20 protein-coding genes are annotated in these 22,929 nt (G+C 46.0%); 15 read left to right on the top strand and 5 right to left on the bottom strand.

Features of this window, described 5'->3' with window-relative positions; all coding sequences use genetic code 11:
- Nucleotides 1-272: 272 nt before the first annotated feature.
- The 8 genes from secE to rpoC all read left to right on the top strand — a co-directional run bounded on the left by secE (nt 273) and on the right by rpoC (nt 12,283).
- Nucleotides 273-653 (top strand): preprotein translocase subunit SecE, encoded by a 381-nt coding sequence (gene secE, locus ACF8OV_RS11690; RefSeq protein WP_005384680.1) that lies wholly within the window; start codon nt 273-275, stop codon nt 651-653.
- A gap of 13 nt (nt 654-666) precedes the next feature.
- Nucleotides 667-1,215: a transcription termination/antitermination protein NusG gene (nusG, locus tag ACF8OV_RS11695; protein ID WP_005384681.1), complete on the top strand. Its 549-nt coding sequence runs from the start codon at nt 667-669 to the stop codon at nt 1,213-1,215.
- Nucleotides 1,216-1,379: 164 nt separating this feature from the next.
- Nucleotides 1,380-1,808, top strand: coding sequence for a 50S ribosomal protein L11 (gene rplK / locus ACF8OV_RS11700; RefSeq protein ID WP_005489784.1), 429 nt, complete (start codon nt 1,380-1,382; stop codon nt 1,806-1,808).
- Nucleotides 1,809-1,812: 4 nt separating this feature from the next.
- Nucleotides 1,813-2,514: a 50S ribosomal protein L1 gene (rplA, locus tag ACF8OV_RS11705; protein WP_005489780.1), complete on the top strand. Its 702-nt coding sequence runs from the start codon at nt 1,813-1,815 to the stop codon at nt 2,512-2,514.
- Between the two features lie 292 nt (nt 2,515-2,806).
- Nucleotides 2,807-3,295 (top strand): 50S ribosomal protein L10, encoded by a 489-nt coding sequence (gene rplJ / locus ACF8OV_RS11710; protein ID WP_005481772.1) that lies wholly within the window; start codon nt 2,807-2,809, stop codon nt 3,293-3,295.
- Between the two features lie 60 nt (nt 3,296-3,355).
- Complete coding sequence (gene rplL / locus ACF8OV_RS11715) at nt 3,356-3,724, top strand: 50S ribosomal protein L7/L12 (RefSeq protein WP_005466152.1); 369 nt, start codon at nt 3,356-3,358, stop codon at nt 3,722-3,724.
- A gap of 252 nt (nt 3,725-3,976) precedes the next feature.
- Complete coding sequence (rpoB, locus tag ACF8OV_RS11720) at nt 3,977-8,005, top strand: DNA-directed RNA polymerase subunit beta (protein WP_005497571.1); 4,029 nt, start codon at nt 3,977-3,979, stop codon at nt 8,003-8,005.
- A gap of 75 nt (nt 8,006-8,080) precedes the next feature.
- Nucleotides 8,081-12,283, top strand: coding sequence for a DNA-directed RNA polymerase subunit beta' (gene rpoC / locus ACF8OV_RS11725; protein WP_005456484.1), 4,203 nt, complete (start codon nt 8,081-8,083; stop codon nt 12,281-12,283).
- 126 nt (nt 12,284-12,409) lie between these two features.
- On the opposite strand, the gene ACF8OV_RS11730 is transcribed toward rpoC, so the two are convergent.
- The gene (locus ACF8OV_RS11730; RefSeq protein WP_005497574.1) at nt 12,410-12,901 is read right to left on the bottom strand and encodes an Rsd/AlgQ family anti-sigma factor; all 492 of its coding nucleotides are present in this window, start codon (nt 12,899-12,901) and stop codon (nt 12,410-12,412) included.
- Nucleotides 12,902-13,079: 178 nt separating this feature from the next.
- Between ACF8OV_RS11730 and nudC the strand changes: the two genes are divergently transcribed.
- The 4 genes from nudC (at nt 13,080) to hemE (ending at nt 16,594) form a co-directional block, all read left to right on the top strand.
- A complete protein-coding gene (gene nudC, locus ACF8OV_RS11735) occupies nt 13,080-13,862 on the top strand; it encodes an NAD(+) diphosphatase (protein WP_140191700.1) in 783 nt (260 codons plus the stop codon).
- 120 nt (nt 13,863-13,982) lie between these two features.
- Nucleotides 13,983-14,474 carry a hypothetical protein gene (locus ACF8OV_RS11740; protein WP_015297455.1) on the top strand — a complete coding sequence of 164 codons (492 nt, stop codon included), beginning with the start codon at nt 13,983-13,985 and terminating at the stop codon, nt 14,472-14,474.
- A gap of 4 nt (nt 14,475-14,478) precedes the next feature.
- The gene (locus tag ACF8OV_RS11745) at nt 14,479-15,222 is read left to right on the top strand and encodes a hypothetical protein (RefSeq protein ID WP_053812548.1); all 744 of its coding nucleotides are present in this window, start codon (nt 14,479-14,481) and stop codon (nt 15,220-15,222) included.
- A 304-nt stretch (nt 15,223-15,526) separates the two neighbouring features.
- Nucleotides 15,527-16,594 (top strand): uroporphyrinogen decarboxylase, encoded by a 1,068-nt coding sequence (gene hemE / locus ACF8OV_RS11750; protein ID WP_203505264.1) that lies wholly within the window; start codon nt 15,527-15,529, stop codon nt 16,592-16,594.
- Nucleotides 16,595-16,813: 219 nt separating this feature from the next.
- On the opposite strand, the gene ACF8OV_RS11755 is transcribed toward hemE, so the two are convergent.
- Together ACF8OV_RS11755 and ACF8OV_RS11760 are read right to left on the bottom strand one after the other, a co-directional pair.
- On the bottom strand, nt 16,814-17,386 hold the full coding sequence (locus ACF8OV_RS11755) for a uracil-DNA glycosylase family protein (RefSeq protein WP_005456472.1): 573 nt from the start codon (nt 17,384-17,386) through the stop codon (nt 16,814-16,816).
- A 6-nt stretch (nt 17,387-17,392) separates the two neighbouring features.
- Nucleotides 17,393-18,316 carry a D-2-hydroxyacid dehydrogenase gene (locus tag ACF8OV_RS11760; protein ID WP_025795989.1) on the bottom strand — a complete coding sequence of 308 codons (924 nt, stop codon included), beginning with the start codon at nt 18,314-18,316 and terminating at the stop codon, nt 17,393-17,395.
- Nucleotides 18,317-18,382: 66 nt separating this feature from the next.
- Here ACF8OV_RS11760 and ACF8OV_RS11765 point away from each other — a divergent pair, with 66 nt between their 5' ends.
- Nucleotides 18,383-18,970 carry a YjaG family protein gene (locus ACF8OV_RS11765; RefSeq protein ID WP_005456454.1) on the top strand — a complete coding sequence of 196 codons (588 nt, stop codon included), beginning with the start codon at nt 18,383-18,385 and terminating at the stop codon, nt 18,968-18,970.
- Between the two features lie 58 nt (nt 18,971-19,028).
- Here the strand turns inward: ACF8OV_RS11765 and ACF8OV_RS11770 are convergent, their stop codons facing one another.
- Complete coding sequence (locus ACF8OV_RS11770) at nt 19,029-20,156, bottom strand: CNNM domain-containing protein (protein WP_005456452.1); 1,128 nt, start codon at nt 20,154-20,156, stop codon at nt 19,029-19,031.
- A gap of 253 nt (nt 20,157-20,409) precedes the next feature.
- On the opposite strand from ACF8OV_RS11770, the gene hupA reads away from it, so the two are divergent.
- Complete coding sequence (hupA, locus tag ACF8OV_RS11775) at nt 20,410-20,682, top strand: nucleoid-associated protein HU-alpha (protein WP_005433627.1); 273 nt, start codon at nt 20,410-20,412, stop codon at nt 20,680-20,682.
- A gap of 39 nt (nt 20,683-20,721) precedes the next feature.
- Nucleotides 20,722-21,420, top strand: coding sequence for a DUF1481 domain-containing protein (locus ACF8OV_RS11780; RefSeq protein ID WP_005497586.1), 699 nt, complete (start codon nt 20,722-20,724; stop codon nt 21,418-21,420).
- Nucleotides 21,421-21,508: 88 nt separating this feature from the next.
- Here ACF8OV_RS11780 and purD read toward each other — a convergent pair whose 3' ends face one another.
- Complete coding sequence (gene purD, locus ACF8OV_RS11785) at nt 21,509-22,798, bottom strand: phosphoribosylamine--glycine ligase (protein ID WP_005456447.1); 1,290 nt, start codon at nt 22,796-22,798, stop codon at nt 21,509-21,511.
- Nucleotides 22,799-22,929 lie beyond the last annotated feature (131 nt).

The raw sequence follows: 22,929 nt of genomic DNA on the forward strand, positions 1-22,929 counted from the left end.
GAATAATTCTTAACGAATTAAACGAATGCTTTCGGAAAATCTTGAATTAGATTTGACGAACCAGTAGCAAAAAGGGCATCATTTGATGCCCTTTTTCTGCGCTCAACATTATTTTTGCTGTTTTCTTGTTCAGAAGTGGGTTGGGTGCAGAGCAAGATTAGGCAAAGAGGCTTAATCTTAAGAAGAGTTCGCTGTTTTTCAGCGATATGGAGTTTGCCCTGCAACAGCGGGGTTGTTGTCGTCTATATTAAGACTTGTAACAGGTTGGTTTTATGAAAGCAAATAATGCTGAAACTCCTGATAGCTCAAATGCAGCAGATACGTTTAAGTGGGTTGCCGCTTTCGTATTGGCAGCTGCCGCTGTTGTGGGTAATTACCTGTATGGTGAAATGTCTGTAGTGGTTCGCGCTGCAGGCGTTGTTGTTCTAATTGCAGCTGCCCTTGGCGTTGCAGCAACAACGACTAAAGGTAAAGCAGCGATCAGTTTTGCAAAAGAATCGCGTATGGAAGTACGTAAAGTTGTTTGGCCTACTCGCCAAGAAACCATGCAAACAACACTGATCGTTTTAGCTGTAAGTATTGTAATGGCTCTAGTGCTATGGGGTATTGACGGAATTATGGTTCGTCTAGTAGCTCTAGCAACTGGGGTATAGAGGGTTTTAATTCATGAGTGAAGCTCCAAAAAAACGCTGGTATGTGGTTCAAGCCTTCTCTGGATTTGAAGGTCGTGTAGCTCAATCTCTGCGCGAGCATATCAAAATGCACGGCATGGAAGAGCTATTCGGTGAAGTACTAGTTCCTACTGAAGAAGTAGTGGAAATGCGCGCGGGTCAACGTCGCAAATCTGAGCGTAAGTTCTTCCCAGGTTACGTCCTTGTTCAGATGATTATGAACGATGAATCATGGCACCTAGTACGTAGTGTGCCGCGTGTCATGGGCTTCATTGGTGGTACCTCAGACCGTCCAGCACCTATCACTGATAAAGAAGCTGACGCTATTCTTAACCGTCTTGAGAAAGCGAGTGAAGCTCCTCGTCCACGTACTATGTACGAAGCGGGTGAAGTGGTTCGTGTTAATGAAGGTCCATTTGCTGATTTCAACGGTACCGTTGAAGAAGTGGATTACGAGAAGAGCCGCCTGAAAGTGTCTGTGTCGATCTTTGGTCGTGCAACACCAGTTGAGCTTGAATTTGGTCAGGTTGAAAAACTGGACTAATACTCTGATTTAAAGAGTATAAAAAATCACCTTTTTAGGGTTGTATAAGGCGCGAATTATGACTATAATTTCGCGCCTTTTTACTTCTTGTGAAGTAAAAAGTTTCTTACACAAACGGGGAGCTGATCCGTGATTAGCGTTTGTACCCAAACTTAGGAATTATCATGGCTAAGAAAGTTGAAGCTTACATCAAGCTACAAGTTGCTGCTGGCGCTGCGAACCCAAGTCCACCAGTTGGTCCTGCTCTAGGTCAACACGGTGTTAACATCATGGAATTCTGTAAAGCGTTCAACGCGAAAACAGAATCTCTAGAGAAGGGTCTACCAACTCCAGTAGTTATCACAGTATACAGCGACCGTTCTTTCACGTTCGTAACTAAGACTCCACCTGCTGCTGTTCTTCTTAAGAAAGCTGCTGGCGTTAAGTCTGGTTCAGGCCGTCCAAACACTGAAAAAGTGGGCACTGTAACTGACGCTCAAATCCAAGAAATCGCAGAAACTAAAGCTGCAGATATGACTGGTGCTGACATCGAAGCGATGAAGCGTTCTATCGCTGGTACTGCTCGTTCAATGGGCCTAGTGGTAGAGGGTTAATAAGATGGCAAAACTAACTAAGCGCATGCGCGTAATCCGCGAAAAAGTTGACGTAACTAAAGAATACGAAATCAACGAAGCTGTTGCTCTTCTTCAAGAACTAGCTACTGCTAAATTCGTTGAGTCTGTAGACGTTGCTGTTAACCTAGGCATTGATGCTCGTAAATCTGACCAGAACGTACGTGGTGCAACTGTACTACCTCACGGTACTGGCCGCGACATCCGCGTAGCAGTGTTCACTCAAGGTGCAAACGCTGAAGCAGCTAAAGAAGCTGGCGCAGACATCGTTGGTATGGAAGATCTTGCTGAGCAAGTTAAGAAAGGCGAAATGAACTTTGACGTAGTTGTTGCTTCTCCAGATGCAATGCGCGTTGTAGGTCAACTAGGTACTATCCTAGGTCCTCGCGGTCTTATGCCAAACCCTAAAGTTGGTACTGTAACTCCTAACGTTGCTGAAGCAGTTAAAAACGCTAAAGCTGGTCAGGTTCGTTACCGTAACGACAAAAACGGCATCATCCACACTACTATCGGTAAAGCAAACTTCTCTGCTGAGCAGATCAAAGAGAACCTAGAAGCACTTCTAGTTGCTCTGAAGAAAGCTAAGCCATCTTCAGCGAAAGGTACTTTCCTGAAGAAAGTAAGCATCTCTACTACTATGGGTGCTGGTGTTGCTGTTGATCAGGCTAGCCTGAACACTCAAGCATAATTTATTTGCTTAGGCGCAAAATTTGTGTATAATTTTGCGCCTAATATTTGTGGTTGGGGCTGAACTTTGGTTCTTTGAACTGTCTCCTAGTTCGAAATGAATTAAGACCCAGTCTCCGTCCAAGACCGTAGGTGTCTGACTAACCGTTGACTTAATTATCCTACGTAGATGGTGCCCGAACTGACAGAAAGCTCTATGTAAATAGTTAACTTTCTTCTGGGAATGCACCTCAATAGCTCTCACTGTCGTGATGATAGTGAGTGGTGTAACGACAACCAGGAGTAAATCCAAGATGGCTTTAAACCTTCAAGACAAAAAAGCAATTGTTGCTGAAGTCAACGAAGCTGCCAGTGGTGCACTTTCTGCAGTTGTAGCTGATTCTCGTGGCGTTGAAGTTGGCGCAATGACTTCTCTACGTAAACAAGCTCGTGAAGCTGGCGTTTACATGAAAGTCGTGCGTAACACTCTAGCACGTCGTGCGGTTCAGGGTACAGACTACGAGTGTCTAACTGACACTTTCACTGGTCCTACTCTAATCGCGTTCTCTAACGAGCACCCAGGTGCTGCAGCGCGTCTTTTCAAAGACTTCGCTAAAGAGAACAAAGACTTCGAGATCAAAGCTGCTGCATTTGAAGGCGCGCTAACTGACGCTGAAGTACTAGCGACACTACCAACTTACGACGAAGCAATCGCACGCCTAATGATGTGCATGAAAGAAGCTTCTGCTGGCAAGCTGGTTCGTACAATCGCTGCTATCCGCGATCAAAAAGAAGCTGCTTAATAAGCCTTGCTTTTTACTGGTTGCTTAATAAACTTATTGTTGACTTAAAAGAGAATTGTTATGTCTATTACTAACGAGCAAATCCTAGACGCAGTTGCAGAAATGTCTGTAATGCAAGTTGTTGAACTAATCGAAGCAATGGAAGAGAAATTCGGTGTTTCTGCTGCTGCTGCTGTTGTAGCTGGCGGCGCTGCTGCTGGTGCAGCTGTTGAAGAGCAAACTGAATTCGACGTAATCCTAGAATCTGCTGGCGGTAACAAAGTTGCTGTAATCAAAGCAGTACGTGGCGCAACTGGCCTAGGTCTTAAAGAAGCTAAAGCTCTTGTAGACGGCGCTCCAGCACCTCTTAAAGAAGGTGTTGACAAAGCAGAAGCTGACGCTCTTAAAGCTCAGCTAGAAGAAGCTGGTGCAACTGTTGCTGTTAAGTAATTATTGCATAGTTTCTTAGCCTAACGGCTAATTGGCTGGTGGTTTTTTAACCACCGGCCTTTTTGCGCTGTAGGGTATAGGCGAATTTTCCCGCTGTTTAAGCGCCTGATATCCATGCAAAAAACATTTCATTCTTTCGAAATGAAATGTCACTACAGTAAACAGCTATATTAGTCACTGTCCCTTACCCCCCTTAAGTAACTAGGAGTGGGCGGACAGTTTGGGTCACTTATCAGCGAGCTGAGGAACCCCATGGTTTACTCTTATACCGAGAAAAAGCGCATCCGTAAGGACTTTGGTACTCGTCCACAAGTTTTGGACATTCCATACCTGCTATCGATCCAGCTCGATTCGTTCGACAAATTTATCGAACAGGATCCTGAAGGTCAATACGGTCTTGAAGCTGCTTTCCGTTCTGTATTCCCGATTCAGAGCTACAACGGCAACTCTGAGCTGCAATACGTTAGCTACCGTCTTGGTGAGCCAGTTTTTGACGTTAAAGAATGTCAAATCCGCGGTGTAACTTACTCAAAGCCACTACGTGTAAAACTACGCCTAGTTATCTTTGATAAAGACGCGCCAGCAGGTACTGTAAAAGACATTAAAGAACAAGAAGTCTACATGGGTGAAATTCCACTCATGACAGACAATGGTACCTTCGTAATTAACGGTACCGAGAGGGTTATCGTATCCCAGCTGCACCGAAGCCCAGGCGTGTTCTTCGACAGCGATAAGGGTAAGACCCACTCTTCAGGTAAAGTTTTATACAACGCGCGCGTTATTCCTTACCGTGGTTCATGGCTTGATTTCGAGTTTGATCCTAAGGATAACTTGTACGTTCGTATCGACCGTCGTCGTAAGCTACCAGCATCGATCATCCTTCGTGCACTAGGTAAATCGACTGAAGAAATCCTAGATATCTTCTTCGAGAAAGTGAACTTCGAAGTGAAAGACCAAACTCTACTGATGGAGTTGGTTCCAGATCGTCTACGTGGTGAAACTGCGTCATTTGACATCGAATCGAATGGTAAAGTTTACGTAGAGCAAGGTCGTCGCGTAACAGCTCGTCATATCCGCCAACTAGAGAAAGATGGCGTTGATCACATCGAAGTACCAGTAGAGTACATCGTTGGTAAAGTTGCATCGAAAGATTACATCAACGAAGCAACAGGCGAGATCATTGTTAATGCTAACCAGGAAATCAGCCTGGAAGCGCTAGCGAACCTGTCTCAAGCTGGCCACAAAGCGCTAGAAGTTCTGTTTACGAACGATCTAGACCACGGTCCATTCATGTCAGAAACACTACGCATCGACAGCACTGTTGACCGTATTTCTGCATTGGTAGAAATCTACCGCATGATGCGCCCTGGTGAGCCACCAACAAAAGAAGCTGCAGAAGCACTATTCGAAAGCCTATTCTTCTCTGAAGAGCGTTACGATCTATCGACTGTTGGTCGTATGAAGTTTAATAGCTCTATCGGTCGTGAAGATGCTCAAGAGCAAGGCACACTTGATGAAACAGATATCATCGAAGTGATGAAGAAGCTTATCGCGATCCGTAACGGCAAAGGCGAAGTGGACGATATCGACCACCTAGGCAACCGTCGTATCCGTTCTGTCGGCGAAATGGCTGAGAACCAGTTCCGTGTAGGTCTAGTACGTGTTGAGCGTGCAGTTAAAGAGCGTCTAAGCCTAGGCGATCTTGACGCAATCATGCCTCAAGACCTGATCAACGCGAAGCCAATTTCTGCAGCGGTTAAAGAATTCTTTGGCTCTTCACAGCTTTCACAGTTCATGGACCAAAACAACCCGCTATCAGAAGTAACGCACAAGCGTCGTATTTCTGCATTGGGTCCTGGCGGTCTGACTCGTGAACGTGCTGGCTTCGAAGTTCGAGACGTACACGTAACTCACTACGGTCGTCTATGTCCTATCGAAACGCCGGAAGGTCCAAACATCGGTCTGATCAACTCTCTATCTGCGTTTGCGCGTTGTAACGAGTACGGTTTCCTTGAGACGCCATACCGTCGCGTTGTAGATGGTGTTGTAACAGACGAAGTAGATTACCTATCTGCAATCGAAGAAGGCCAATTCGTTATCGCTCAGGCGAACGCTAAGCTAAACGAAGATGGTACTTTTGCAGATGAGCTGATCACAGCTCGTCAGAAAGGTGAATCTGGTCTACACCCTCGTGAGCACGCTCAGTACATGGACGTTGCGACAAACCAGGTTGTATCTATCGCTGCATCGCTTATCCCGTTCCTAGAACACGATGATGCGAACCGTGCATTGATGGGTGCGAACATGCAACGTCAGGCAGTTCCAACACTGAAAGCTGACAAACCGCTTGTTGGTACTGGTATCGAACGTAACGTAGCCGTTGACTCAGGTGTAACTGCAGTTGCGAAACGTGGTGGTGTAATCCAGTCAGTAGATGCTTCTCGTATCGTTGTTAAAGTGAACGAAGAAGAGCTAGTACCAGGTGAAGCTGGTATCGACATCTACAACCTGACTAAATACACACGTTCTAACCAGAACACATGTATTAACCAGCGCCCATGTGTGATGCCAGGTGAACCTGTAGCACGCGGTGACGTTCTTGCTGATGGTCCTTCAACAGACCTTGGTGAGCTAGCGCTTGGCCAAAACATGCGTATCGCGTTCATGCCTTGGAACGGTTACAACTTCGAAGACTCGATCTTAGTATCTGAGCGCGTAGTTCAAGAAGACCGCTTCACGACAATCCACATTCAAGAACTGACTTGTGTGGCGCGTGACACTAAGCTGGGCTCTGAAGAGATCACAGCGGATATTCCAAACGTAGGTGAATCTGCTCTGTCTAAACTAGACGAGTCAGGTATCGTTTACATCGGTGCTGAAGTTAAGGGTGGCGACATCCTAGTTGGTAAAGTAACACCTAAAGGTGAAACTCAGCTAACGCCTGAAGAGAAGCTACTACGTGCAATCTTCGGTGAAAAAGCATCTGACGTTAAAGATACTTCACTACGTGTACCTAACTCTGTTTCAGGTACGATCATCGACGTTCAAGTCTTCACTCGCGATGGCGTAGAGAAAGACAAGCGTGCGCTTGAAATCGAACAGATGCAGCTTAAAGAAGCGAAGAAAGACCTAACTGAAGAATTCCAGATTCTTGAGGGTGGCCTTCTAAACCGTGTTAAAGCTGTATTGATTGAAGGCGGTTACTCTGAAGCGAAACTAGACGCGACTGATCGTAAGAAGTGGCTAGAACTAACGCTAGAAGATGACGCACTACAAACTCAGCTTGAACAACTTGCTGAGCAGTGGGACGAGCTAAAAGCTGACTTCGATAAGAAGTTCGAAACTAAGCGTCGCAAGATCACTCAAGGTGATGATCTAGCACCTGGCGTACTGAAGATCGTTAAGGTTTACCTAGCGGTTAAACGTCGCATTCAGCCTGGTGATAAGATGGCGGGTCGTCACGGTAACAAGGGTGTAATCTCTAAGATCAACCCTGTTGAAGACATGCCATACGATGAGAAAGGTCAGCCTGTAGACATCGTACTTAACCCACTGGGTGTACCTTCGCGTATGAACATCGGTCAGATCCTGGAAGTTCACTTAGGTCTGGCAGCGAAAGGTATCGGTGACAAGATCAACCAGATGGTTAAAGAGCAGCAAGAACTAGCGAAATTCCGCGAGTTCCTACAAAAAGTTTACGATCTAGGCGACACTCGCCAGAAAGTAGACATTGCTTCTCTATCTGATGATGAAGTACGTACTCTGATCAAGAACTTGCGTGGCGGTCTACCAATCGCGACACCTGTATTTGATGGTGCTCCAGAAGCATCAATCAAAGCACTTCTTGAGCTAGCAGACCTGCCAACATCTGGTCAGCTAACGCTGTTTGATGGTCGCACAGGTGATGCGTTTGAGCGTCCTGTAACTGTTGGTTACATGTACATGCTGAAACTGAACCACCTTGTTGATGACAAGATGCACGCACGTTCAACTGGTTCGTACAGCCTAGTAACTCAGCAGCCACTAGGTGGTAAAGCTCAGTTCGGTGGTCAGCGTTTCGGTGAGATGGAAGTATGGGCACTAGAAGCATACGGTGCGGCTTACACTCTACAAGAAATGCTAACCGTTAAGTCAGATGACGTTAACGGCCGTACTAAGATGTACAAAAACATCGTAGACGGTAACCACAGCATGGAACCTGGCATGCCAGAATCGTTCAACGTATTGTTGAAAGAGATCCGCTCGCTAGGTATCAACATCGAGCTAGAAGACGAAGAGTAATCCCCACGGGATTATCGGTAGAAAGGTGCTCACTTTTGCGGGTGAGCTCCTTTTAACTCCTTACAGGAGCTGATTGTGAAAGACTTATTAAACTTTCTAAAAGCACAGCATAAGACCGAAGAATTTGATGCAATCAAAATCGGTCTATCTTCACCAGACATGATCCGTTCATGGTCTTTCGGTGAAGTTAAAAAACCTGAAACGATCAACTATCGTACGTTCAAACCTGAACGCGATGGTTTGTTCTGTGCGCGTATCTTTGGCCCAGTTAAAGACTACGAATGTCTTTGTGGCAAATACAAGCGCCTGAAGCACCGTGGTGTTATCTGTGAGAAGTGTGGTGTAGAAGTTACACAAACTAAAGTTCGTCGTGACCGTATGGGCCACATCGAGCTTGCTTCACCAGTAGCTCACATCTGGTTCCTAAAATCGCTACCGTCTCGTATCGGTCTACTAATGGATATCCCTCTACGTGATATCGAACGTGTTCTTTACTTCGAAATGTACGTAGTAACTGAACCGGGTATGACTGATCTAGAAAAAGGTCAGATGCTAACTGAAGAAGAGTATCTAGACCGTCTAGAAGAGTGGGGTGACGAGTTCACAGCTAAGATGGGTGCAGAAGCTATCAAGGACCTACTAGGTTCTATGGATATGCACGCTGAAGCTGAACAAATGCGCGAAGAGCTTGAGACTACAAACTCAGAAACTAAGCGTAAGAAAGTCACTAAGCGTCTTAAACTGGTAGAAGCGTTCATCGCATCGGGTAACAACCCAGAGTGGATGATCCTGACTGTACTTCCAGTACTTCCGCCAGATCTACGTCCTCTAGTACCACTAGATGGCGGTCGCTTTGCGACTTCTGATCTGAACGACCTATACCGTCGTGTGATCAACCGTAACAACCGTTTGAAGCGTCTTCTAGAGCTAGCGGCTCCGGACATCATCGTACGTAACGAAAAACGTATGCTGCAAGAGTCTGTTGATGCGCTACTAGATAACGGTCGTCGTGGTCGTGCGATCACAGGTTCTAACAAGCGTCCTCTGAAATCTCTTGCTGATATGATCAAGGGTAAACAAGGTCGTTTCCGTCAGAACCTTCTAGGTAAACGTGTAGACTACTCTGGCCGTTCTGTAATCACAGTAGGTCCATACCTTCGTCTGCACCAGTGTGGTCTTCCTAAGAAGATGGCACTTGAGCTATTCAAACCATTTATCTACAGCAAGCTAGAGACTCGTGGTCTTGCGACTACAATCAAAGCTGCGAAGAAAATGGTAGAGCGTGAAGAAGCGGTTGTTTGGGATATCCTAGACGAAGTAATCCGCGAACACCCAGTACTATTGAACCGTGCACCTACACTTCACCGTCTAGGTATCCAGGCGTTCGAACCAGTACTAATCGAAGGTAAAGCGATCCAGCTACACCCACTTGTTTGTGCGGCGTACAACGCGGACTTCGATGGTGACCAAATGGCGGTTCACGTACCTCTAACTCTAGAGGCACAGCTTGAAGCTCGTACTCTGATGATGTCGACAAACAACATTCTGTCGCCAGCGTCAGGTGATCCGATCATCGTACCTTCTCAGGACGTTGTATTGGGTCTGTACTACATGACTCGTGAAAAGATCAACGTGAAAGGTGAAGGCATGTACCTTTCTGGCCCAGCAGAGGCTGAGAAAGCATACCGCACTAAACAAGCTGAGCTTCACGCGCGCGTTAAAGTACGTATTACAGAGACAGTTGTAGACGAAGACGGCAACAGCACAACTGAGACCAAGATGGTAGATACCACTGTTGGTCGTGCAATGCTATGGCAAATCGTGCCAGCTGGTCTACCGTACAGCATCGTTAACCAAAAACTAGGTAAGAAGCAAATCTCTAACCTACTAAACGAGGCGTACCGTAAGCTAGGTCTGAAAGACACTGTAATCTTCGCTGACCAAATCATGTACACAGGTTTCGCTTACGCGGCACTTTCTGGTGTATCTGTTGGTATCGACGATATGGTTGTACCGCCAGCTAAGTACACTGAAATCGCAGAAGCGGAAGAAGAAGTACGTGAAATCCAGGAACAGTACCAATCAGGTCTTGTTACTGCAGGCGAACGCTACAACAAAGTGATCGATATCTGGGCATCGACCAACGACCGCGTTGCGAAAGCAATGATGGAAAACCTTTCATCTGAAACGGTAGTTAACCGTGAAGGTGAAGAGGAACAGCAAGAGTCATTCAACAGCATCTACATGATGGCGGACTCGGGCGCTCGTGGTTCTGCAGCACAGATTCGTCAGCTTGCCGGTATGCGTGGTCTGATGGCGCGTCCAGATGGTTCAATCATCGAAACGCCGATCACAGCGAACTTTAAAGAAGGTCTAAACGTACTTCAGTACTTTATCTCAACGCACGGTGCTCGTAAGGGTCTTGCGGATACGGCACTGAAAACAGCGAACTCGGGTTACCTAACTCGTCGTCTAGTAGACGTTGCTCAAGACGTTGTTGTAACTGAACATGACTGTGGCACTCACGAGGGTGTTGACATGATGCCTCACATCGAGGGTGGTGATGTTAAAGTTGCACTGTCTGAGCTAGCTCTAGGTCGTGTAGTTGCTGAAGACGTTCTAAAACCTGGTACTGAAGATGTTCTTATTCCACGTAACACCCTGATCGATGAGAAGTGGTGTCAAATCATGGAAGAGAACTCAGTAGACAGCATGAAAGTGCGCTCTGTAGTAACGTGTGATTCTGACTTCGGTTGTTGTGCACAGTGTTACGGTCGTGACCTAGCACGTGGTCACCTAGTAAACCAAGGTGAGGCAGTAGGTGTTATCGCTGCTCAGTCTATCGGTGAACCGGGTACACAGCTTACGATGCGTACGTTCCACATCGGTGGTGCGGCATCGACAGCAGCAGCAGAGAACAGCATCCAAGCGAAGAACAACGGTTCTGTTAAGCTTCACAACGCTAAGTTCGTAACAAACAAAGATGGCAAGCTAGTTATCACTTCTCGTGCATCTGAACTAACCATCATCGATGAGTTCGGCCGTACGAAAGAGAAACACAAACTGCCATACGGCTCGCTACTAAGCAAGGGCGACAACGACGCAGTTGAAGCTGGTGAAACAGTAGCGAACTGGGAAGCGCACACACTGCCAATCATCACTGAAGTAGCTGGTCGTATCCAGTTCGTAGATATGATTGATGGCGTAACAGTTTCTCGTCAAACAGATGACCTAACTGGTCTATCTTCAAGCGAAGTAACGGACGCAGCAGCTCGTCCAGCAGCAGGTAAAGATATGCGTCCAGCTATCAAACTTGTTGACGAGCAAGGTAACGACGTAATGATCCCTGGTACTGAAATGCCAGCTCACTACTTCCTACCTGGTAAAGCGATCGTTAACATTGAAGACGGTGCAGAAGTAGGTGTGGGTGATACGCTAGCACGTATTCCTCAGAAATCTGGCGGTAACAAAGATATCACCGGTGGTCTTCCACGCGTTGCTGACTTGTTCGAAGCCCGTAAGCCTAAAGAGCCTGCGATTCTTGCTGAACACACAGGTACAGTTAGCTTCGGTAAAGAGACCAAAGGTAAGCGTCGTTTAGTTATCACTCGTGATAGCGGTGAAGTTTACGAAGAGATGATTCCTAAGCATCGTCAGCTTAACGTGTTCGAAGGTGAGCGCGTTGAACGTGGTGATGTAATCGCTGATGGTCCAGAGTCTCCACATGACATTCTACGTCTACGTGGCGTACACGCGGTAACTCAGTACATCGCTAACGAAGTACAAGAAGTTTACCGTCTACAAGGCGTTAAGATTAACGATAAGCACATCGAGACTATCGTTCGTCAAATGCTACGTAAGTGTACAATTACTCACGCTGGTGACTCTGAGTTCCTACCTGGCGAGCAAGTTGAATACTCACAAGTTAAGATTGCTAACCGTAATCTAGAAGCTGAAGGCAAAGAGCCTGCACGTTTTGAACGTGAACTTCTAGGTATCACTAAAGCGTCTCTAGCAACTGAGTCGTTCATCTCTGCGGCATCGTTCCAGGAGACAACTCGCGTACTAACAGAAGCTGCGGTTTCTGGTAAGCGTGATGACCTACGTGGTCTGAAAGAGAACGTAATTGTTGGTCGTTTGATCCCAGCTGGTACTGGTTTCGCATACCACCAAGAGCGTCAAGCTAAACGTGCTGAAGCGCAAGAAGGTCCATCTGCTGAACAAGCAACAGATAACCTAGCAGCACTTCTAAACGCTGGCTTCTCTTCTGACGAGTAATCGTTAAGAGCTTAAAAGAAAAGGCACCTTCGGGTGCCTTTTTTGTATCTATTCGCTTCACTCGGTAGTGAGGTACAAAAAAGGGCTGACATAGTTATCAACCCTTTCACTCCTTTCTATTATCATTTATGCGCCAGGAGGCATTGCAAGGCTATCTGCGATAAGCTGGATCAAGTGGTCTTCCACTTCAAAGCGCGTTTCAATGATCTCTCCGATCAAAGACATATCGGAGTCGAAATCCTCTAACTCATCATCTTCTGTCACGTCTGAATACTTATCGGTGAAGTTTAACAACGGTTCTGTGGTTAGCACGATTTTGCCGTAAGTTTGATTGATTTCGTTTGTTGCGACAAAGCCTGTGGCTTTCCACTTATCCATCACCATATCGTAGATTTTGAAGTGGCCTTCGGAAATATAATCGACTAGGTGTTGGCAGAAGTTTTGTAGCTCGGAGGGAGAAGGAAGTTCTAGAACGTTGGATTTCGAACAAGGTTGCAGTGCTGCAAGCTTACAGTATTCGACAATTAAGGATTGTCTCGTCTCTAACCAGTGATCAATGACATCACTTGAGCCACCCCACTGGTCTTGTGTTTGTTTGAATTTTTTTAGCATGACCATGCCCTCATGATCTGATCGCCGGCTGGCGAACGTATCCTTTGCAAAGCAAAGTTAGTAAAGTTATTACAAACTCTTGTCCTTACTAGAATTTATAGTTGCAAATATCGTTAAGAACAAACTCTAGTATGAAATTAGATTGCCAGTAAAATGAACGAACTTCAAGCAAAGGGATGGTGTAATGTTAAGAAAAGGTGATGTTAACCGTGTGGCAAATGCACATTGGTGTGTTGTTGCAGGAAGTGAAATTTGGCTGGTGGATGGTGCTGTGCCTTTTGGTAGTGCGGAGCAGTTCTCACTGCCAGAAGAGAATGCGAGGCAAATTGGTGACTATCTTGGTTCGCCAGTGATGTGGATTAATTTTGCAGATTTGGAGCAAGATCTCCCACTCGTTTCATTGCGCGACTGTCTACATTTCCCTGAACCGTTATTTATGCTGTTGAGCAAGGCTATCCAATATGGGCACATGACCCAAAGCTTACGCTTTTGTCCGCAATGTGGTGGGCGCAACTTTCTTAATAATAATCAATTTGCCATGCAATGCGGAGAGTGCCGAACTTTGCACTACCCGCGCATTTTCCCATGCATCATCGTTGCTGTGCGTAAAGAAAATCAGATTTTACTAGCGCAGCACCCAAGGCATCGAAATGGCATGTACACCGTGATTGCGGGCTTTTTAGAGGCGGGAGAAACCTTAGAAGACTGTGTCGCGCGCGAAGTGCATGAAGAAACGGGCATTCACGTGAAAAACATTCGTTACTTTGGCAGTCAGCCTTGGGCCTTTCCATCCAGTATGATGATGGCATTCCTCGCCGATTATGATTCTGGTGAGCTCAATCCGGATTATACGGAGTTATCCGATGCACAATGGTTCGGTGTGAAAGAAATGCCACCAGTGGCTCCAACAGGCACTATTGCAAGGGCGCTAATTGAGCAGACCGTTAGTGATATTCTTTTAGACTGAGATGCTGATCGTAAAGGAAGTAAAGGTCAAAAATTAATCATTTTTGAGACATAACTGTTGCTAGACTAGCTTGGTATGACGTTCTGTATTGATGGGTTTATAAATAATGGAGTATACCGAATGAAGTTGAAATCAGCGTTATGGCTAGGATTAGTATCGTGCACAATGGTGAGCATGTCGGCAAATGCAAGTATCGAAGTAAAAGCGAAGCGCATGTTGACAGAAAATACCATGACAGAAAATGTAACCAAGGTGCAGCAGGCTTGTGGTAATGAAGTACTAGAAACCAATATCGATTGGGCTCAGTGGGATAATTATGATTTTTCTGAAGCTCGACTTGATAAAGTAAAAACCACAGGTTGGTTAGGTGGTCTTATTAACTACATCTATGATGATATGGTGAAGTTGTGCACGACAACTGAGCACGCAGCTTTGTATAAAGAAGAGTTTCAAAAAGTTCAAAAAATCCAATTCGTAGGTCAAGATTCAGTGAATGCGAAAAAAGCAGGTTTCGCGTTAGATGAAGGTGGTAGCGTACTCAAAGTTGCTCTGAATCCAAATGCGGCTTACGACTCTTCAACGTTGAAGTACCTTAAGCAGGCATGGAACTAAAACGATGAAGAAAACGTTATTGTCGTTATTCATGGTGTCCGTCAGCTTTGCCGTGGTCGGTGAAGAAGCTCGTTACACCATGGACGACTTAAAGGCATTAAACGGCTCTAAAAATTGGAACGAGCTATTAGCGCATGCGGAAGATATTCGTCCATCTCAGCGTAATAGCGAGTGGGAAAGCCTAGTTCAAAATGCGGCGTTGGGAGCGTTTGAACACTATGTCGCATCTGGAGCAAAAGATGATGCGATTGGTCTGGGTCAGCAGTTAATTCTATCTTACCCGTTTCTTTCTCAATCTAAGAGTTTTACTCAGCAGTTCTCGAAAGAGCTGGTGCCTGCAGCACAACCATGTATTCAATATGCGATAGAGGGATGTGTGGAAAATTATGGTCAGCTTCTTAGTACCTTGGCACCAAGCGCTGAGGTGAGTTACGAAGAAGGAACCAAAGTTTACCAGAATGTCTCGAAGTCACTGTCGGTTCCTTTTTTTGCAGCAGCAGTGCAGCAAGCTGAGAACTACTGTGCGGATGAAAACGTCGCAAATGCGTTGCTCTACACCTTGGATAGACCAAATAATACCAACTTCGCTTTGGCGAAAGAGGTTGCTACACAAAGGTGTGCTAACACCGCACTAACAAACTTTGAAAATTACATTATTGAGTCGCAAACCGTAAGAGAAGCTCTTTGCCCGACATATTTGTCTAAAGGACATGTAAAAGGGTTAATGAAAAAAGTTTGCCAGTCATAACTGCTCGTTCTTAAAGCCACCGCAAGGTGGCTTTTTAATTTATTGAAATTTAGGCAAAAAAAACCCTCCGAGAGGGAGGGGGTAAGTAAGATGTCGTTATGAGATGCTGAGTACCGAGTACTCAGTTTATAATTGTAGTTTTCGCTAGCGAACAAATTTTTAACACTGATGCGGATTGTGTGCAAATTAAGCATTGATTTAAAAGTTAATAACTTGATCCAGGTTGCAAAGCACACAGCTATTGGCCTTAAATCAGTGATAGAATACCCCCTTTCAAAGAAAGCCTAACAATTGGAACTACGGAATGACTGAATTAAAAAATGATCGTTATCTGCGTGCGCTTCTTAAAGAGCCGGTAGATTACACGCCAGTATGGATGATGCGTCAGGCAGGTCGTTACTTACCAGAATACAAAGCTACGCGTGCTCAAGCGGGCGATTTCATGTCTTTGTGTAAGAATGCGGAGCTGGCGTCTGAAGTAACTCTTCAACCACTACGCCGTTTTCCTCTTGATGCAGCGATCTTGTTCTCTGACATCCTAACTATCCCAGATGCAATGGGTCTGGGTCTGCGTTTTGCTGCTGGTGAAGGTCCGGTCTTCGATAACCCAATTACTTGCAAAGCCGACGTAGAGAAAATCGGTCTGCCAGATCCTGAAGGTGAACTGCAGTACGTAATGAATGCCGTGCGTCAAATCCGCAAAGATTTGAATGGTGATGTACCTCTAATTGGTTTCTCTGGTAGCCCATGGACGCTTGCGACTTACATGGTTGAAGGTGGTAGCTCTAAGGCCTTCACGAAGATCAAGAAGATGATGTACGCAGAACCTCAAACTCTGCATCTTCTACTGGATAAGCTAGCAGATAGCGTGATTGAATACCTAAATGCACAAATCAAAGCCGGCGCGCAGTCAGTTATGGTATTTGATACATGGGGTGGCGTTCTGATTCCTCGTGATTACAACCTGTTCTCATTGCAATACATGCACAAGATTGTGGATGGCCTGATTCGCGAAAATGACGGTCGTCGCGTACCTGTTACGCTATTTACTAAGAATGGCGGTATGTGGCTAGAGCAAATCGCAGCAACGGGTTGCGATGCAGTTGGTCTAGACTGGACGATCAATATTGCAGATGCGAAAGCGCGTATCGGCGATAAAGTGGCACTGCAAGGCAACATGGATCCATCTATGCTTTACGCTTCACCTGAGCGCATCCGTGAAGAAGTAGCGGGTATCCTAGAAGGTTTTGGTGATGCTGGTACAGGTCACGTATTCAACCTAGGTCATGGCATCCACCTAGATGTGCCGCCAGAAAACGCGGGTGTGTTTGTTGAAGCGGTACATGAGCTATCTAAGCCTTACCACAAATAATCTCGATTTATTGAAATCTAATACCGGCCATCAGTGCCGGTATTTTTTTACCTGAAATTTGAATTGTACAGCTTAGAAACTATTTGGCCTGCTATGATCTAATTACTGTCTAAGCTGTACAATTTAAATTAAAGTCAATTATAAACAATGACTTAAATTTATGTTGTTTGTGTTTCAATTTTCTTATTCAGATTAACTAGCAATTAGATCATCGGTAACTCAAAGCATCGAGTGAACGCGCTGTTGGATATAGGGAACGACTTCCGACTCAAACCATGGATTCTTCTTTAACCACAGCGTATTGCGTGGGGAAGGGTGTGGTAGAGGAATAAACTCAGGTTCCCAATCTTGCCATTGCTGAACGGTTTGTGTGAGAGTTTTGGGCTTGTTGGTGAGGTAGTACTGCTGAGAGAACTGACCAATAAGCAGAGTCAACTCTATATTGGGGAGCTGTTCGAGAATCTTTTTGTGCCACGTAGGAGCACACTCTTTTCTCGGTGGTAGATCTCCCGAGTTACCTTTACCCGGATAGCAGAATCCCATTGGTACAATGGCAATTTTATTCGGGTCGTAGAACACGTCTTTGTCGATATCAAGCCATTGGCGCAGTCGGTCACCACTTGGATCATTCCAAGGTATCGAAGTGCTGTGGACTTTTGTTCCTGGCGCTTGGCCAATAATCAGAATGCGTGCGTTTTTACCGGCTTGAACCACAGGGTTGGCTCCGAGAGGTAAACTCTCAGCGCAGATTTGGCACGCGCGCACTTGTTGGAGTAGATTCTCTAGAGACATCAATCTTTAATACCCTTTCTCGAAATCCACTTGATTGTTTAATGAGAAACCATCGCGCCAAAGTCGGTAATTGTCGGCAAAAATGTCGACCACCTGTTCAGGAAAGCTCAATGCGGCGATGTGTGGCGTGATGGTCACTTGCGGTAACTTCCAAAACGGATGCGCTGGTGGCAATGGTTCTTGCTCAAACACGTCCAAGAAAGCGTGTTCTACCCAGCGATTTTTGATGGCGAGCAACAAGCTGGCTTCATCCAACACATCTCCTCTACCTACATTGAATAATAAAGCTTGGTTGAGATGTTGAAGTGTTTCACGGTTGAGCAAGGCACGAGTATTAGGTGTGCTCGGCAACGTATTAACGACAATATCTGCCTTTCTTAAAGCATTTGCTAGTTCATTGATGTGGAAGGTTTGTGCAAATTCATCATTGGCTGTTGGAATTCCTGTGCGATTAATACCAATCGTGTTAATCCCCATCGCCTGGGCCGTTTGTGCTAGGCATTTCCCAATGCTACCCGTACCGAGAATCACCATGGTTTTGCTTTGCAGTGATGTGTAGAGATGCGGTTGCCACTGTTTGTTTTGTTGTTGCTGGTGGTAGTGCATAAAATGACGATAGTGGCTGATGCAATATCCGAGGACGTACTCTGCGATTAGCGGACCAAACACGCCACGCACATTCGTCAGCGTATAGTCTTGGCGAAATTCTGGGGTAATGAGCGCATTTACGCCCGCATAGGTAGATTGTACCCACTCAAGTTGTGAAAATTCGTCTAATCTATGTGAGAGTAAAGGAGGATCGGCAAGAACAATGTGTGCCTCTTGCGGCTTGTCCGTAATGTTCAGGTCGGGCAGATTTTTCTCCGCCAATAACGTTTCGTAGGTGTCGCGATGCTCTGAGAGCAGGAAAATCTGATTTGGATGCTGCATTAACTTTTTTCCCTGTGATGAATCAAGTACACTTTCGCTGTTTTTTTCTTCAATGATTGAGTGACTATGCTTAAGAATCCTCTTCAGGTTCGTTTAGAAAAACTAGAACCTTGGCAACAAATTACCTTTATGGCGTGTCTGTGTGAACGCATGTATCCAAACTATGCGATGTTTTGTGAGAACACAGAATTTGCTGAACCGCGTGCTTACCGAGCGATTCTTGATAGTGTATGGGAAATTCTGACCGTTAAGAACGCGAAAGTGAATTTCGAGCGTCAACTAGAGAAGCTCGAAGAATTGTTCCCAAGTGCCGACGAGTATGATTTTTACGGTGTATACCCAGCGATGGATGCGTGTCAGGCATTGTCTACTCTATTGCATGGTCTGTTGGATCGCGACTACCTTTTCGATTCAATGCTTAAAGTGAGCCAACAGTCGGTACAAACCGTTGCTGATTTAGAGCAAGCACAGGGCAGTGAGCCAATCACAAACGACAATCAAAAAGAAAATGAAGCCGTATGTGAAGAGTGGGATGTCCAGTGGGCAATCTTCCGTCCGCTGCGTGAAGCAACGGAACGTGATATCAACTTGATCAAAGACTTGCGTGAAGAACTACGCGAAGAAGCCGTGAGCAACATCGGCATCGCACTGTAATGCGAAAGCGAATATGAAAAAGGCATCCCGGGGGATGCCTTTTTTGTTGGAAACGTGGTTACGATTCTTTTGAGTCTGGTTTTGTTGGCTCTTGTGTTTCTGGCTCAACGTTTTGTTTTTCTAACTCTTCGTCGTCGTCATCGCGGCTTTCGATTACACCGTGCATTTCTTTCCAGCTTTCCCAGCGTTGGTAGGCCAGTTCTTGCATGTCGGTGCTCTTGTCGGCTTCGTCGATGATTTCTTCACCAACTAAGTGCTCAAAGATGTCTTCTAGTGTCACAAGGCCAAGCACGGTGCCGTATTCGTCGACCACAAGTGCCAGTTGTAGGCGGTGCGTCATCATTTGATCGAATACTTTTGGTAGCGCTGTATTGTTCAGAACCACTTGGATTGGACGCATGACCGCACCGAGTTGTTTCTGACCACTGCCGGATTGCTGCATCTTAAATAGTTCTAGACGATGCACAAAGCCGATGATGTTGTCTTTCTGCTCGCTGTATACCAGCGGACGTGAGAACGGTGTGTCTTTGTGTTTGTCCAGAAACTCATTGATGGTCATCGTTGCGTCAACGCGGAAGACAACAGGGCGAGGTGTCATGACTTGTGTGACAGGCACATCTTGAATCCCTAGCAGGTTGCTTAAGATTTTAGATTCGCCTTCTGCAAATTCACCACTTTCGCGTGCCAAAATCGCCATCGCAGAAAGTTCATCACGCATTTTTGGTGCTTCGTGGTTACGAGCCAAACGCTTGGTTATTTGCTCTGAAAACCATACAAATGGCGTTAGCGCCCATACCATCCAACGTAGCGATACCGCCGCTGCTGGTGCAAGCTGACGCCAGTATGTTGCACCGATGGTCTTCGGTACGATTTCAGAGAGAACCAAGATCGCCAGTGTCAGCACAGCAGAGAAGATGCCAAGTGCTTCGCTGCCGAATACGACGGCCGCCTGTGCACCTGCTGTTGCTGCACCGATAGTGTGAGCAATAGTGTTTAGAGTCAGAATCGACGCTAATGGGCGGTCGATGTCGGACTTGAGTTTAGATAGCTGCTCAGCAGCAGGATGCCCCTGTTGATTGAGCTGCGCAATGTAGCTCGGACTGATACTCAGTAGTACCGCCTCCAGTACCGAACAGATAAACGAAATGCCGATAGCAATAGAGATATAAATGGATAACAGCAGCATAGTTGCCCTTGAAAGTAGTCTGATAGTTGTTATTTGCAGTGATTATAACCGCAAAAGTGCCTTATTAATTGGTCCAAATACGTAGGAAAGCAAGGGCTTTCAGACCGCATGTGGTAACAAATTGTGAGTTATTACTCATATTATGGCTAAAAGTACGTCAGAAAATCGAAAGATCGCTTACAAACCTTTGCCAGATGGGGCATTTATGCTTTAGAGTGAGACGAATTCGATAACATATGAGAAGGGAAACCTAATGAACAAGACCCAATTAATCGACTTTATCGCAGAGAAAGCAGACCTATCAAAAGCACAAGCTAAAGCTGCTCTTGAAGCGACTCTTGAAGGTGTAACTGGTGCACTTAAAGAGGGTGACCAAGTTCAACTAATTGGTTTTGGTACATTCAAAGTAAACCACCGCGCTGCACGTACTGGTCGCAATCCTAAGACTGGTGACGAGATTCAAATCGCAGCAGCTAACGTACCTGCATTCGTAGCAGGTAAAGCGCTGAAAGAATCAGTAAACTAAGTTAGAATGCACCGAGGTATCCTGCCTCGGTGCAATTTCATGAAAAAACATCTACTCACTTCACTCCTCCTATCTAGCCTTTCTCTTATTGGCTGTTCTTCTGTTGAAACGCCTAATCTAGAACAATTTACCCACTTTTCTGGCGGAAAAACCGCAGGTGACACCAGTAGTTTGTATTGGATGACTGAGCGATTAACTCGAGTCAGTACCGCGGCAGATTACGTCACGATGGGTGATCATGGCTGGTATAAAAGTGATTACCGTTGGGATGAAGGCGAGTTGCGTGAGTTGATTCGAAAAGGTGAGCAAATCGATGCCAAGCAAAGACTGGTGCCTTTTCAAATCCACATCCGCTTTAATAAAGATGGTGAAGCGATTTATCAGCAATATCGCGTAAATCGCAAAGTCTTGCCGTTGCAGCGCGAGCAACTTGATCGATACAAAGCCGAAGCTAATGATGTCGTTGTTGCCATCAAAGAGCAGTCTCGCAACGGGCAGAACCTCGTACAAGGCTATTGGAATGGTCAAGCATTTGAAACCTGCAAAGGGAAAGAGTTTTCGACGCTAGAGTTCAACCAAACCCTGCCGAAATTTGTCGTCGACCGTTTATCATCGGTCGATAGCTACATTGCCTTTGTTGGTAAAGAATCTCGTAATGAAGTGGTGGTAGACAGCCTCTTGATGCTCAATGATGACGACTTTGATTGTGTATCACGACCAAAGTTTATCTCTGAGTAAGGCTTCTACGTTTTTACGCTGGATGCGACAGAGCAATAAAAAAGGCGCTGAATGCGCCTTTTGTCTTTTTAGCCAACTGAAGTTGTTATTATTTTTCTTGCTCGCGAGCGATAGCACGGTAGCCGATGTCATTACGATGGAACATGCCATCCCAACTGATCTGTTTTGCTAGCTCGTATGCGCGTTGTTGTGCTTCTGATACGCTGTTGCCCAATGCAGTTGCACACAATACGCGACCACCATTTGTCACGATGTCGCCATCTTGATTGTCTGTACCCGCGTGGAAGACTTTCTCGCCTTCAATTTCAACTTGAGGCAGGCCAGAGATCACGTCACCTTTGTTGTACGCTGCTGGGTAGCCACCGGCTGCTAGCACGATACCGATAGATGCGCGTGGATCCCATTTAGATTCCACTTGATCAAGCTTCTCGTCGATTGCTGCTAAGCATAGATCTACAAGATCCGATTCCATGCGCATCATGATTGGTTGTGTCTCTGGATCACCAAAGCGGCAGTTGTACTCGATCACTTTCGGAGTGCCATCTTTGTCGATCATCAGACCCGCGTATAGGAAACCTGTGTATGGGTTCCCTTCAGATGCCATGCCACGTACCGTTGGGTAAATGACTTCTTCCATGATGCGATTGTGAATTTCGGGTGTGACCACAGGAGCTGGAGAGTAAGCGCCCATCCCCCCGGTGTTCGGGCCCGTGTCTTTATCACCAACACGTTTGTGGTCTTGGCTGGTGGCCATTGGCAGAACGTTTTCACCATCGACCATTACGATGAAGCTTGCTTCTTCACCATCTAAGAACTCTTCGATAACTACGCGGCTGCCTGCGTCGCCAAATGCATTGCCCGCTAGCATGTCTTTGATTGCGTCTTCTGCTTCTTCTAGCGTCATCGCAACGATTACGCCTTTACCAGCAGCAAGACCGTCTGCTTTCACCACGATTGGTGCACCTTGCTCACGCACGTAAGCAAGCGCTGGTTCAATTTCTGTGAAGTTTGCGTAAGCACCGGTTGGGATTTGGTGACGAGCAAGGAAGTCTTTAGTAAACGCTTTAGAGCCTTCAAGCTGCGCTGCGGCTTGGGTAGGGCCAAAGATTGGTAAGCCCGCTTCGCGGAACGCATCAACCACACCAATAACCAATGGTGCTTCTGGGCCAACGATAGTCAGTTCAATTGCCTTCTCTTTGGCGAAAGCAACAAGGCCAGCGATGTCTTCTACATCGATGTTTACGTTCTCTAGTTTTGGCTCTAGTGCCGTACCTGCGTTGCCTGGAGCAATGAAAATAGTCTCAACATTTGGGTTTTGCGCTGCTTTCCAGCCTAGCGCATGTTCACGACCGCCTGAACCAATGATTAAAACTCGCATATGAAAATCCTTAATCTTATAAATACTGTTTACTCAAAGTAGTTGATGATGTGGCTAGGCAACAATAGAGCCCATCCCGGAAACATAGCCAGCTACGTAACTGGGGTGGGCAAAAGCAGTTAACGACGCCA

Origin of the sequence: Vibrio sp. GLN_1, assembly GCF_043106015.1 — a bacterium.
Classification (GTDB): Bacteria; Pseudomonadota; Gammaproteobacteria; order Enterobacterales; family Vibrionaceae; genus Vibrio; species Vibrio parahaemolyticus.